We start from the raw sequence: 12,426 nt of genomic DNA, 5'->3' as shown, positions 1-12,426 counted from the left end.
CGGCGCCCGGGCAGCGCAACGAGCCCGACACGACGATCCTCGAGGACGACGTGCTGGTGCCGGCCGCCGGCATCCTGGACGTGCTCGACAACTACGCGTTCGTGCGGACCAGCGGCTACCTGCCCGGTGCGGACGACGTGTACGTCTCGCTGTCGATGGTGCGCAAGTTCGGCCTGCGCCGCGGCGACGCGCTCGTCGGCCAGGTGCGCCAGCCCCGCGAGGGCGAGCGCAAGGAGAAGTTCAACCCGATGGTCCGCATCGACAGCGTCAACGGCGCGGACCCCGAGATCGCCAAGGGGCGGGTCGAGTTCGCCAAGCTCACGCCGCTGTACCCGACCGAGCGGCTCCGCCTCGAGACGGACCCCGGCAACCTGATCGGTCGCGTGATCGACATCGCGGCGCCCGTCGGCAAGGGGCAGCGCGGCCTGATCGTCTCGCCGGCCAAGGCCGGCAAGACCATGATCATGCAGTCGATCGCGAGCTCGATCGCCACGAACAACCCCGAGTGCCACCTCATGGTCGTCCTCGTCGACGAACGTCCCGAGGAGGTCACCGACTTCGAGCGCTCGGTCAAGGGCGAGGTCATCTCCTCGACGTTCGACCGGCCCGCCTCGGACCACACGATGGTCGCCGAGCTCGCCATCGAGCGGGCCAAGCGGCTGGTCGAGCTCGGTCACGACGTGGTCGTCCTGCTCGACGGCATCACCCGCCTGGGCCGCGCGTACAACCTCGCGACCCCCGCCAGCGGCCGCATCCTGTCCGGTGGCGTCGACTCGGCGGCGCTGTACCCGCCGAAGAAGTTCTTCGGTGCTGCGCGCAACATCGAGAACGGCGGCTCGCTGACCATCCTCGCGACGGCTCTCATCGAGAGCGGCTCGAAGATGGACGAGGTGATCTTCGAGGAGTTCAAGGGGACCGGCAACATGGAGATCCGGTTGCGCCGCGACTTCGCGGACAAGCGGCTGTTCCCCGCGATCGATGCGGTCCAGTCCGGCACCCGGCGCGAGGAGCTCCTCATGGGGCAGGAGGAGCTGGCGATCGTCTGGAAGCTGCGCCGGGTCCTGTCGAGCCTCGAGGGGCAGCAGGCGCTCGAGCTCCTCCTCGAGCGGTTGAAGAAGTCGCAGACCAACATCGAGTTCCTGATGCAGGTCCAGAAGACCACGCCGACAGCGAACGGCGGCCGTGAGGACTGACTGCCGGACAGGACCGCGTCACTGGCATAGGCTTTCGGCGAGCGCGACGCCCGATAGGCTGCGCACGCACCTGCCCGAGGAAGGGGACCTGAGTGGCTCGGATCCTGGTCGCTGACGACGACGTCGACATCCGCGAGCTCGTCGAGTTCAAGCTGTCGACGCTCGGTCACGACGTGGTGGCCGTCTCCGACGGGGCGGCCGCGATCGAGGCGTGTCAGGCCCAGCGACCCGACCTCGCCGTCCTCGACGTGATGATGCCCGGCGTGTCCGGCCTCGACGCGATCCGGGCGATCCGGGCCGATCCGGCGCTGGCCGACCTCCCGGTGATCCTGCTGACCGCGCGGGCCCAGGAGTCCGACGTCGAGACCGGCTTCGACTCCGGTGCCGACGACTACATCACCAAGCCCTTCAGCCCGCGCGAGCTCGCCTCGCGCGTGCAGGCGCTCTTGACCCGCTCGGTCTGAACGGGCAGGCCCGGCTGCGCCAATCCGGTCCGCCGGACCCTGGTCCGGCGCTACCCTCGGGTCAGCCGTGCGGGGGCACTGCTGGGATCGGCGCGTCCGTGGGGACGTGCGGGGGGTGTGTGGTCGAGCCATGAGCGAGCGAGTGTGCGCATGAGTGAGCGCAGCCAGCGGGCCTTCCAGGGCTGCGTGCCCGCATGAGTGGGGGGCGTCCGGTCGCACGGCTTGTCCAGCCGGTCATCGTGCGGGTCGCGGCGATGGCGGCCCTGATGGCGGTGATCGCCGTCATCGGCGTGCTGCTCTCCACGACCGCGGTCAACCGACTGACCGACGACCTCCAGCCCGCCGCCGCGGCCAACCAGGACGTCTACCAGGATCTCACCGACATGTCAGCGGCCGTGGAGTCGTGGACCGCATCGGGGCAGCAGGCGGCGGCCGATCGGTTCGCCCAGGCGCTGGTGCGCTTCCCGGCCGACCAGCAGAAGGTCCGCCGCTTCGCGGCCGGCGACGACGAGCTGGAGGTGCTCGTGGTGCGTCAGGAGCGGGCCGCTGCACAGTGGATCGAGAAATATGCGCAGCCGGTGATGGACAGCCCGGGGCGCACTCGCCCCACCGCCCAGCAGGCCCGTGCGGGGACCACGAGCTTCGACGCCGTCCGCAGCGCCCACCAGGTGAGCTCGCAGGCCTTCGACAGCCGGGTCCGCCAGGCCCGGACCGATGCGTCCTTCCGGCTCAAGGGGACGGTGCTCGCGGTCGTGCTGTTGGCCGCGGCCGCGTGGTACGTGATCTCGCGGGCCCGGCGCGGGCTGCTGCGCGAGCTCTCCGAGCCGCTGCTCGCCCTCGAGACCGTCGTGCAGCGGATGGCCGGCCAGGATCCCGACGCCCGCGCCGAGGAGCGTGGGCCCAAGGAGGTGCGCGCGGTCGCGTCCGCGCTCAACGCGTTCGCCGACGCCCAGCGGCGGGCCCAGGCGGTGGAGGGCCGGATCCAGAGCGAGCTGCGCAGCCTGGACACGGCGCGCGACGACTTCGTCTCCAACGTCTCCCACGAGCTGCGAACCCCGCTGACGACGATCAGTGGCTACCTCGAGCTGGTGGCCGAGGAGTTCGAGGATCGCATGGAGCCGCGCCACGAGCGGATGCTGGAGGCGACGCGGCGCAACGTGACCCGGCTCAAGGCGCTCATCGACGACCTGCTCGCCCTCTCGCGTGCCGAGGGCCGGGGAAGCGAGATGGAGCCCGTCGACCTCTCGCTCCTGCTCCGGGAGGCGGTGACCGACGTACGCATCACCGCTGCGCGCCGTGGGATCCACCTCACGGTCTCCGGGCCTGACCACGTGGTCCCGGTGCTCGCGGACCGGGCCATGCTGCACCGCGCGTTCTTGAACGTGCTCACGAACGCGGTGAAGTTCAGCCACGACCAGGGCGACGTCGAGGTGACGATGACGGTGCGCGCCCGTGAGGTCGAGGTCGCTGTGAGCGACCGCGGCATCGGGATCCCCGCCGACGAGATCGATCGGCTCGGCACCCGGTTCTTCCGGGCGTCCAACGCGGTCACCAACGAGATCGCCGGCACCGGCCTGGGCCTGCGGATCATGCAGACGATCGTGGATCGGCACTCCGGCGACGTCGTCATCGAGTCGCGCGAGGGCGAGGGCACCACCGTCGTCGTACGACTGCGCCTGCACGGCGAAGGCGTGCCACCGCCGCTGCCGCACGAGATCGTCGAGGCGGAGGCCGCTCAGGCGTCGCAGACCGCCCGCGCGGGGGAACCGGCTCCGGCGGGTGCGCCGCTGCGGGTCGTGCCGGACGAGGCTCCCGAGGACGGTCTCCCGCGCATCGTCCCCGCGTTCCCGCGACGGAGCTGACCTCGCTCGGCGCGACCGGGTGCCTGCGTCGCAGCTCGTGTCGGTGTGGCCCGGTGGCGTCCTCGTTCCTCGGACGCCCGGCTCGCTCCGGCCTGTGATCGGCTCCGCCGCTCTCAGGCCTCCGCTCGGGAACATCCTCGATTACCACGGCGTTGGGAGCCATGACACAATCGTGTGCTGGCTCCGGTTCACGTCACTCGATGGGAGTGGCGACCCGGCGGCCGAGGAGAGGACACCATGAAGAAGGACATCCACCCGGCGTACGTCGAGACCCAGGTGACCTGCACCTGTGGCGCGTCGTTCACCACCCGCAGCACCGCGACCTCCGGCACGATCCACGCCGACGTGTGCTCGCAGTGCCACCCGTTCTACACCGGCAAGCAGAAGATCCTCGACACCGGCGGTCGCGTCGCCCGCTTCGAGGCTCGCTACAAGAAGGCCGCTGACGCCAAGAAGTAGCGTCGTCCAGGCGCCGGTCGCCCCGCTCACGCGCGGGCGGCCGGCGCCTGTGTCTTGTCCCGGGGACCACAGCCGTGGCTCCGGGTGCTTCACCACCCGAAGGAACATCGATGTTCGAAGCCGTTGAAGGGATGCTCGCCGAGCATGCCGCGCTCGAGCAGCGGCTGGGTGCACCCGAGACGCACGCGGACGCCCGGCTGGCCAAGCAGCTCAACCAGCGCTACGCCGCGCTCTCCTCCGTCATCGGGGCCTACCGCGAGCTGCAGCGACTCGACGAGGACCTCGAGGCCGCGCGCGAGCTCGCGGCGGAGGACCCCGGGTTCGCCGAGGAGGCCGAGAGCCTGACGGCGCGACGCCACGACGCCGAGGAGCGGCTGCGCCGGCTGCTGGTCCCGCGCGACCCGGCCGACGACAAGGACGCGATCCTCGAGGTCAAGTCGGGCGAGGGCGGGGAGGAGTCGGCGCTGTTCGCCGGCGACCTGCTGCGCATGTACACCCGCTACGCCGAGGGCCGCGGGTGGAAGGTGGAGATCCTCGACGCCGCCGAGTCCGACCTCGGCGGCTACAAGTCGGTCACGGTGGCGGTCAAGGCGAAGGGCACGCCCGAGCCGGGCGAGGCGCCGTACGCCCTCCTCAAGTTCGAGGGCGGCGTCCACCGCGTGCAGCGGGTGCCGGTCACCGAGTCCCAGGGCCGGGTCCACACCAGCGCCGCGGGTGTCCTCGTGATGCCCGAGGCCGAGCAGGTCGATGTCCAGATCGACGAGAACGACCTGCGCATCGACGTCTTCCGCAGCAGCGGACCCGGCGGTCAGAGCGTGAACACCACCGACTCCGCGGTCCGCATCACCCACGTGCCGACCGGCATCGTGGTCAGCTGCCAGAACGAGAAGAGCCAGCTGCAGAACCGCGAGCAGGCCATGCGGATCCTGCGCGCCCGGCTGCTCGCCGCCGCGCAGGAGAAGGCCGACGCCGAGGCGGGCGAGGCCCGGCGCAGCCAGGTGCGCACCGTCGACCGGTCCGAGCGCATCCGCACGTACAACTACCCGGAGAACCGGATCTCCGACCACCGCACCGGCTACAAGGCCTACAACCTCGACCAGGTGCTCGACGGCGACCTCCAGCCGGTGCTCGACTCCTGTGTCGAGGCCGACCTCGCCGCCCGCCTCGACGCGCTCGAGCAGTGAGCCCAGGAGTGGAACCGGCCGTGAACCAGCGACGGGCCGTCCTGGCGGCGGCGAGCCAGCGGCTGCAGCAGGCCGGTGTCGCCAGCCCCGAGCACGACGCGGCTGCGCTGCTGGCGCACGTCCTCGGCACCACGCTCTCCGGCCTGGCGCTCGTGGAGGACGTCGCACCTTCCGCGTTGGAGGAGTACGACGCCCTCGTGGCTCGCCGCGCGGCTCGCGAACCCCTGCAGCACCTCACCGGCACCGTCGGGTTCCGCTACGTCCAGCTCGAGGTCGGGCCGGGCGTGTTCGTCCCGCGGCCCGAGAGCGAGCTGCTCGCCGGCTGGGCGATCGAGCAGGCCTCGGCGCTCGAGGCGCCCGTCGTCGTCGACCTCTGCACCGGCTCGGGCGCGGTCGCGCGCGCCGTCGCCGACGAGGTGCCGGCGGCGATCGTCCACGCCGTCGAGCTCGACGAGGCGGCGCACCACTGGGCCGCACGCAACCTGGCCGCCACCTCGGTCGACCTGCGCCTGGGCGACATGGCGACCGCCTTCGACGACCTGCTGGGCAGTGTCGACGTCGTCACCTGCAACCCGCCGTACATCCCGCTCGACGCGTGGGAGTCGGTCGCGCCCGAGGCGCGCGACCACGACCCGCACCTCGCGCTGTTCTCCGGCGCCGACGGGCTCGACGCCATCCGCGTGCTCGAGCGTCGGGCGGCACAGCTGCTGCGGCCCGGGGGAGTGGTGAGCTTCGAGCACGCCGACGTCCAGGGCGAGTCCGCGCCCGCCGTGTTCGCGTCGAGCGGTCGCTGGAGCGACGTGCGCGACCACGACGACCTGGCGGGCCGCGCGCGCTTCACGACGGCGCGGCTGGCACGATGACCCGTGTGAGGTCCCAGCAGTGAGCGCGCGCTACGCCACCGGCACCGACGAGGAGCGCGAGGAGGCGGTCGAGGCCGCCAGCCTGGCCGTGCAGCGAGGCGAGCTGATCGTGCTCCCCACCGACACCGTGTACGGCATCGGCGCCGACGCCTTCGACCCCGCCGCGGTCCGCGGGCTGCTCGCGGCCAAGGGGCGCGGCCGCGAGATGCCGCCGCCGGTGCTGATCAGCGCCGCGACGACGCTCGACGCGCTGGCCGTGCGGGTGCCCGGCTACGCCCGCGCGCTGGTCGAGGCGTTCTGGCCCGGCCCGCTCACGCTGGTGTGCCACCAGCAGACCTCCCTGCAGTGGGACCTCGGCGACACCCGGGGCACCGTCGCGGTGCGGATGCCCGACCACGAGGTCGCCCGCGAGATCCTCGAGCGCACCGGACCGCTGGCCGTCAGCTCGGCCAACAAGACCGGGATGCCGGCCGCGACCGACGCCGACCAGGCGGCGGAGATGCTCGGTGACGACGTCGCCGTCATCGTCGACGCCGGGCCCGCGCCCGGCGGCGAGGCGTCCACGATCGTCGACGTGACCGGCACCCAGGGACGGGTGCTGCGGCTCGGTGCGCTCTCCCTCGAGCAGCTCAACGAGGTGCTCGAGCCGCTCGGCGCCACGCTCACCGACGAGGGCTGAGGAAGCGGGGCCGTGCGGGAGTACCTCCTCGTCTTCCTCATCGCCGCTGCGACGACCTACCTGCTCACGGTCATCGCGCGCGAGATCGCCCTGCGGACCGGCGCGGTCGCGAAGGTGCGCGACCGCGACGTCCACGCGGTGCCGATCCCGTACCTGGGCGGTCTGGCGATGCTCGGCGGCCTGGTCGCCGCCTACCTGGTGGCGCGCCAGCTGCCGTTCCTCTCGCAGAGCGACCCGTTCGTGTTCCGCGACGCCGGCGTGGTCCTGATCGCCGGGGCGTTGATCTGCGCCGTCGGCGTCCTGGACGACCTCTTCGAGCTCGACGCGCTGACGAAGCTCGGTGGCCAGGTGCTCGCGGCAGGGTTCCTGATCGCCTTCGGCATCCAGTACGTCTTCTTCCCCGGTGGCGACGGCGTCCAGGTCACCATCGACCCTGCCCAGGGTGCGCTGCTGACCGGGTTCATCGTGGTCGCGACCGTCAACGCCGTGAACTTCGTCGACGGGCTCGATGGGCTGGCCGCGGGCGTGGTGGGGGTGGGAGCGCTGGCGTTCTTCGTCTACTGCTACCAGCTCTCCGACATCAACAACGTGACGCTCGCGACCACCGGAGCGCTGCTCAGCGCCTCGCTCGCCGGTGCGTGCGCGGGGTTCTTGCCCCACAACTTCCACCCGGCGCGCCTGTTCATGGGTGACAGCGGGTCGATGCTGCTCGGTCTCGTGCTCTCGGCCAGCGCCGTGACGCTGAGCGGGCAGTTCGACCCCAACCAGATCAGCGCCGGCGCGGCCGGCTCCCGCGCGAGCTTCGTGCCGACCCTGCTGCCCCTGCTGCTCCCGGTCTCCCTGCTCGTCATCCCGATCCTCGACCTCGTGCTCGCGGTCGTACGCCGCACCCGCGCGGGCCGCTCTCCCTTCGCACCCGACAAGCAGCACCTGCACCACCGGCTGCTCGAGATCGGCCACTCCCACCGCCGGGCGGTGGTGATCATGTGGATGTGGGCCGCCCTCGTCGCGTTCGGCACCGTGTTGATGAGCCTGTACAGCGAGGAGCTGTGGATGTGGGTGTCCGTCTCCGCGATGGCGGCACTCACCGTGGGGGTGACGTTCGTGCTGCCCAAGCTCCATCGTCCGCGGCCGTTCGAGGGGCCGGTCGCGGCGGTCGAACCGGTCGGGCCCGGGGACCCAGGAGAAGGGGTCGGTTGACACGGGCCCTGCCGGACAAGCCACGCGGCCGCGCGGCGCGCGGCGACCGGTGGAGCGTTTGGCTGCGTGTGCCTCGGTCGGAGTGACCCGCCACGCCTTCTCTCGGCAGCCCCGCCACCGCTCGCACCGCACGCCGCTCGCGTTCGCCCGTCGTGTCCAGCAGCGCCCTGGCGGCATTGGATCGTTCCGTTTTCGACGCTCCGGGACTTTGTGTTAGTTTTCACAAGCGTCGCTGCACCGCTCGCGACGGCCCCGAAATTCGCCTCCCAGGACGGCCGCCACCCATGACGACCGAGACGAACCAGGTCACCCGCAACCCGGGGTCCCGTGTGCTCCTGGGCGCGACCGCCGGCTCGCTCGCCGCGGGTCTCGCGCTCGCCGTCGTCGGTGCCCTGGTCGCCGGGTCGTCCGCGTCGTTCGGTGCCCTGGTCGGCACCGCGCTCGTCGTGCTCGTCTTCGCCGGCGGGTCGTTCGCGGTCAACGAGGTGGCCCGGATCCTGCCGGCCGCCTCGCTGCTGATCGCGCTGCTGACCTACACCCTCCAGGTCGTGGTGATGGCGGTGTTCTTCGCCGCGCTCTCACGCTCCGGCGCCCTCGACGACACCCTCGACCGGGCCTGGCTGGCCGGTGCCGTCATCGCCGGCACGGCGGGCTGGATCACGCTCCAGGTCGTGCTCGCGACCCGGGTGCGGATCCCCGTGTACGAGCTGCGCCCGGCGGGCCCCGCGTCCACGGCTGTCCGGGCGGGTGAACGATGACCGGCTGCTGCTGCTATCGTCCGGGGCGCAATGAGTCGACAGGATCCGCCGCCTGGGACTCAGGAACAACCGTCGGGGGACCCCTGGCACGCCTTCGGGTACATCGTGTCCGGGGTCGCGCTGTACGGCTTCCTGGGCTGGTTGGTCGACCGTTGGCTGGGGACGAGCTTCCTGGTCGCGGTGGGCATCCTGATCGGCGCTGGACTCGGCATCTACCTGACCTTCGCCCGGTTCAACCGCGCGCAGCCACACGAGCACGACACGTAGAGGAGAACCGGTGACTTTCGCAGCATCCGTGGTGCGCACCGCCGAGGGTAGCGACGGGTTCACCCCGCCCGGACCCCACGACTTCGACCTGCCGGCGATCGGTGGTGGTCACGACACCTTCGAGATGTTCGGCCAGACCTTCGTGCTCGGCGTGACCAAGCCGATGCTCCAGATCGTCCTCGCGGCGATCCTGGTCTTCGCGTTCTTCTACGCCGCGGCGCGCAAGCAGCAGATGGTGCCGAGCCGGCTGCAGTTCGTCGGCGAGGAGGCCTACGGCTTCGTCCGCAACTCGATGGGCCGCGACATCATCGGCGGCCACGACTTCGCGCGCTACGTGCCCTACCTCTTCACGCTCTTCTTCTTCATCCTGCTCAACAACCTGTTCGCGACGATCCCGTTCATCCAGTTCCCGACGTTCTCGCGATCGGGCATGGTCTACGGCCTCGCGATCCTGAGCTGGCTGATCTACAACATCGCGGGCATGCGGCGCCACGGCGTCCTGGGCTACCTCAAGCTGCAGACGGTCCCCGGCGGCATCGGCGGCCCGATGCTGATCCTGCTGATCCCGCTCGAGTTCATGTCGAACATCCTGGTCCGGCCGGTCACGCTGGCCCTCCGTCTGTTCTGCAACATGTTCGCCGGCCACCTGCTGCTGATCCTGTTCGCGCTCGGCGGCGAGTACCTCGTCACCGAGATGTCGGCCCAGTACGCCCCGGTCGGCGTCCTCGCCTGGCTGCTGTTCATCGCCGTGGCGTTCCTGGAGGTGCTGATCCAGTTCCTGCAGGCCTACGTCTTCGTCCTCCTCAACGCCATGTACATCTCCGGCGCGATCGCGGACGAGCACTGAGCTCCACCGGCTCCACCGGCTCCACCCCAGATCTCCACTCCACCCGAAGTAGCAAGTAACCCGAAAGGAAACTAGCCGTGATCCCTATGGCTGTTGATGGCTCCGCCAACATGATCGGCTACGGCCTCGCCGCGATCGGCCCCGGTGTGGGTATCGGCCTGATCTTCGCCGCCTACATCAGCGGTGTCGCCCGCCAGCCCGAGGCCCAGAGCCGGCTGCAGTCGATCGCGATCCTCGGCTTCGCGCTCGCCGAGGCGCTCGCGATCATCGGTATCGCCCTCGCGTTCGTTCTCTGACCGGTCCGACCACGACCGACACAGGACCGGAAGGACCCGCCATGCAAGCACTGCTCGCCGCACCGTTGGCGAAGGCCGAGGAGCTCAACCCGCTCCTTCCCCACGCGATCGAGATCGTTCTCTCGCTCGTGGTGTTCGGCCTGCTGCTCTTCGCCGTCTGGAAGTTCGTGACGCCGAGGTTCGAGCAGATCTACACCGAGCGCACCCAGGCCATCGAGGGCGGCCTTGCCGCGGCCGAGACCAAGCAGGCCGAGGCTGACGCCAAGCTCGCCGACCTCGAGCAGCAGCTCGCGGACGCCCGCCACGAGGCGGCGCGGATCCGCGAGGAGGCTCGCGAGCAGGGCGCGCAGATCATCGCCGAGATGCGCGAGCAGGCCCAGGCCGACGCCGCGCGGATCGTCGAGCACGGCAAGACGCAGATCGAGGCCGAGCGCCAGCAGGCGGTCACCTCGCTGCGTGCCGAGGTGGGCACCCTGGCCACCAGCCTCGCCGGCCGCATCGTCGGCGAGAGCCTCGAGGACGACGAGCGCTCCTCGCGCGTCGTCGAGCGCTTCCTGGCCGACCTCGAGACCATCGAGGCCTCCCAGGTCTCGGGTGGCGGGGCGAACTGATGGTCCAGCAGCTCAGCTCGTTGCGCGGCTCCTCGGCGGAGGCCCTCCAGGCCCTCGGCGAGCGGGTCGACGGCGACGGGCCCACCCTCGAGGAGTTCGCCTCGCTCGGCGACGACCTCTTCCGGGCCGCGGCGCTGCTGCGCTCCGAGCCCGCCCTGCGGCGGGCGGTCACCGACGTGTCCACCCCGGCGCAGGCCAAGGCCTCGCTGGCCCACGGTCTCCTCGACGGCAAGCTCGGTGCCGCCGCGGTCGACCTCGTGGCGCAGGCGGTCGGGATGCGTTGGGTCGCGGCTCGCGACCTCGCCGACGCCCTCGAGCACCTCGGTGTGGTCGCGGTCGTGCGGTCGGCCGGTCGCCGGGAGTCCACGCGCCTCTCCGACGAGCTGTTCGTCGTCGGACAGGTCGTGGAGGAGGACGCCGATCTGCGGATCGCGCTCTCCGACCCGGTCCGCTCGGTCGAGGACAAGCGCACGCTGCTGCGCAGCCTGCTGGAGGGCCGGGCGCTGCCCGCGACCGTGGCCCTGGTCGAGCAGGCGCTCGCCGGGTCCCACCGCTCCTTCCACGCGGCGATCACGGAGTACCAGAAGGTCGCCGCGGCGACCCAGGGTGAAGGGGTGGCGCTCGTACGCGTCGCCCGTGAGCTCGGCGAGGCGGAGCGCACCCGCCTCGAGCAGGCCCTGAGCACCCAGTACGGCCGGCCGGTGCACCTCAACATCGAGGTGGACCCGGCCCTCCTGGGCGGCATGCGGGTCGAGATCGGCGACGACGTCATCGACGGCACCGTCGCGTCCCGCCTCGACGACGCCCGACGGAGACTGGCCGGCTGAGGCCGGTCAGCACCCAGACCACACCACGAGAGCCCAGGAGAGTAGGGACAGACAAATGACGGAGCTTTCGATCCGGCCCGACGAGATCCGCGACGCGCTGCAGCGGTTCGTCTCCGAGTACCAGCCCGACGCCGCCAGCAAGGAGGAGGTCGGCACGGTCGCCACCGCCGGTGACGGCATCGCCCGCGTCAGCGGCCTCCCGTCCGCGATGGCCAACGAGCTCCTCGAGTTCGAGGACGGCACGATGGGCCTCGCGCTCAACCTCGACACCCGCGAGATCGGTGTCGTCATCCTCGGTGACTTCGAGGGCATCGAGGAGGGCCAGACGGTCCGCCGCACCGGCGAGATCCTCTCGGTCCCCGTCGGCGACAACTTCCTGGGCCGCGTGGTCGACCCGCTCGGCAAGCCGATCGACGGCCTCGGCGACATCGAGGCCGACACGCGTCGCGCGCTCGAGCTCCAGGCCCCCACGGTGATGCAGCGCAAGTCGGTGCACGAGCCGATGGCGACCGGGATCAAGGCCATCGACGCGATGACCCCCATCGGCCGCGGCCAGCGCCAGCTGATCATCGGCGACCGCGCGACCGGCAAGACCACGATCGCGATCGACACGATCATCAACCAGAAGCAGAACTGGGAGTCGGGCGACCCGACCAAGCAGGTCCGCTGCATCTACGTCGCCATCGGCCAGAAGGGCTCGACGATCGCCTCCGTGCGCGGCGCCCTCGAGGAGGCCGGTGCGCTGGAGTACACCACGATCGTCGCCTCGCCGGCCTCGGACAGCGCGGGCTTCAAGTACCTCGCCCCCTACACCGGCTCGGCCATCGGCCAGCACTGGATGTACGACGGCAAGCACGTCCTGATCGTGTTCGACGACCTGACCAAGCAGGCCGAGGCCTACCGCGCCGTGTCGCTG

14 protein-coding genes and 1 pseudogene are annotated in these 12,426 nt (G+C 71.1%); all 15 read left to right on the top strand.

The window, feature by feature from the left end:
- Positions 1-1,193 (top strand): transcription termination factor Rho (gene rho / locus Q0L15_RS00090; protein WP_296601337.1); only part of this gene is annotated, 1,193 nt, incomplete at its 5' end.
- Positions 1,194-1,285: 92 nt separating this feature from the next.
- The gene (locus Q0L15_RS00085; protein WP_011755208.1) at positions 1,286-1,657 is read left to right on the top strand and encodes a response regulator; all 372 of its coding nucleotides are present in this window, start codon (positions 1,286-1,288) and stop codon (positions 1,655-1,657) included.
- Between the two features lie 194 nt (positions 1,658-1,851).
- The gene (locus Q0L15_RS00080; RefSeq protein WP_296601334.1) at positions 1,852-3,519 is read left to right on the top strand and encodes a cell wall metabolism sensor histidine kinase WalK; all 1,668 of its coding nucleotides are present in this window, start codon (positions 1,852-1,854) and stop codon (positions 3,517-3,519) included.
- A gap of 237 nt (positions 3,520-3,756) precedes the next feature.
- The gene (rpmE, locus tag Q0L15_RS00075) at positions 3,757-3,978 is read left to right on the top strand and encodes a 50S ribosomal protein L31 (protein WP_296601333.1); all 222 of its coding nucleotides are present in this window, start codon (positions 3,757-3,759) and stop codon (positions 3,976-3,978) included.
- Positions 3,979-4,088: 110 nt separating this feature from the next.
- Entirely contained in the window at positions 4,089-5,162 is a 1,074-nt protein-coding gene (gene prfA, locus Q0L15_RS00070) for a peptide chain release factor 1 (protein WP_296601331.1), read from the top strand.
- Between the two features lie 20 nt (positions 5,163-5,182).
- Positions 5,183-6,025, top strand: a complete 843-nt coding sequence (prmC, locus tag Q0L15_RS00065) for a peptide chain release factor N(5)-glutamine methyltransferase (protein ID WP_296601329.1) — start codon at positions 5,183-5,185, stop codon at positions 6,023-6,025.
- 19 nt (positions 6,026-6,044) lie between these two features.
- Positions 6,045-6,704: an L-threonylcarbamoyladenylate synthase gene (locus Q0L15_RS00060; RefSeq protein ID WP_296601328.1), complete on the top strand. Its 660-nt coding sequence runs from the start codon at positions 6,045-6,047 to the stop codon at positions 6,702-6,704.
- Positions 6,705-6,716: 12 nt separating this feature from the next.
- A complete protein-coding gene (locus Q0L15_RS00055) occupies positions 6,717-7,904 on the top strand; it encodes a glycosyltransferase family 4 protein (RefSeq protein WP_296601327.1) in 1,188 nt (395 codons plus the stop codon).
- A gap of 284 nt (positions 7,905-8,188) precedes the next feature.
- Positions 8,189-8,662 (top strand): hypothetical protein, encoded by a 474-nt coding sequence (locus Q0L15_RS00050; protein ID WP_296601326.1) that lies wholly within the window; start codon positions 8,189-8,191, stop codon positions 8,660-8,662.
- A gap of 105 nt (positions 8,663-8,767) precedes the next feature.
- Positions 8,768-8,929 carry a hypothetical protein gene (locus Q0L15_RS00045; RefSeq protein ID WP_296601325.1) on the top strand — a complete coding sequence of 54 codons (162 nt, stop codon included), beginning with the start codon at positions 8,768-8,770 and terminating at the stop codon, positions 8,927-8,929.
- A gap of 10 nt (positions 8,930-8,939) precedes the next feature.
- A complete protein-coding gene (gene atpB / locus Q0L15_RS00040) occupies positions 8,940-9,776 on the top strand; it encodes a F0F1 ATP synthase subunit A (protein WP_296601323.1) in 837 nt (278 codons plus the stop codon).
- A 77-nt stretch (positions 9,777-9,853) separates the two neighbouring features.
- Entirely contained in the window at positions 9,854-10,072 is a 219-nt protein-coding gene (gene atpE, locus Q0L15_RS00035) for an ATP synthase F0 subunit C (RefSeq protein WP_296601322.1), read from the top strand.
- Between the two features lie 65 nt (positions 10,073-10,137).
- Entirely contained in the window at positions 10,138-10,683 is a 546-nt protein-coding gene (locus Q0L15_RS00030) for a F0F1 ATP synthase subunit B (protein WP_296601339.1), read from the top strand.
- Positions 10,683-11,510 (top strand): F0F1 ATP synthase subunit delta, encoded by an 828-nt coding sequence (locus Q0L15_RS00025; protein ID WP_296601321.1) that lies wholly within the window; start codon positions 10,683-10,685, stop codon positions 11,508-11,510. The genes Q0L15_RS00030 and Q0L15_RS00025 overlap by 1 nt, the downstream gene beginning before the upstream one ends.
- A 55-nt stretch (positions 11,511-11,565) precedes the next feature.
- Positions 11,566-12,426: pseudogene (locus Q0L15_RS00020) on the top strand (F0F1 ATP synthase subunit alpha); the annotation flags it as partial.

This window comes from Nocardioides sp. (genome assembly GCF_024509035.1).
Taxonomy (GTDB): Bacteria; Actinomycetota; Actinomycetes; order Propionibacteriales; family Nocardioidaceae; genus Nocardioides.
The sequence above is the reverse complement of the archived record's forward strand: the minus strand, read 5'-3'. Positions and strand labels throughout refer to the sequence as shown.

Bases quoted from the DNA above. Each gene is read 5' to 3' on its own strand.
- Q0L15_RS00080 (WP_296601334.1), top strand. From the start codon at position 1,852: ATGAGTGGGGGGCGTCCGGTCGCACGGCTTGTCCAGCCGGTCATCGTG.
- rpmE (WP_296601333.1), top strand. From the start codon at position 3,757: ATGAAGAAGGACATCCACCCGGCGTACGTCGAGACCCAGGTGACCTGC.
- prfA (WP_296601331.1), top strand. From the start codon at position 4,089: ATGTTCGAAGCCGTTGAAGGGATGCTCGCCGAGCATGCCGCGCTCGAG.
- Q0L15_RS00050 (WP_296601326.1), top strand. From the start codon at position 8,189: ATGACGACCGAGACGAACCAGGTCACCCGCAACCCGGGGTCCCGTGTG.
- Q0L15_RS00025 (WP_296601321.1), top strand. From the start codon at position 10,683: ATGGTCCAGCAGCTCAGCTCGTTGCGCGGCTCCTCGGCGGAGGCCCTC.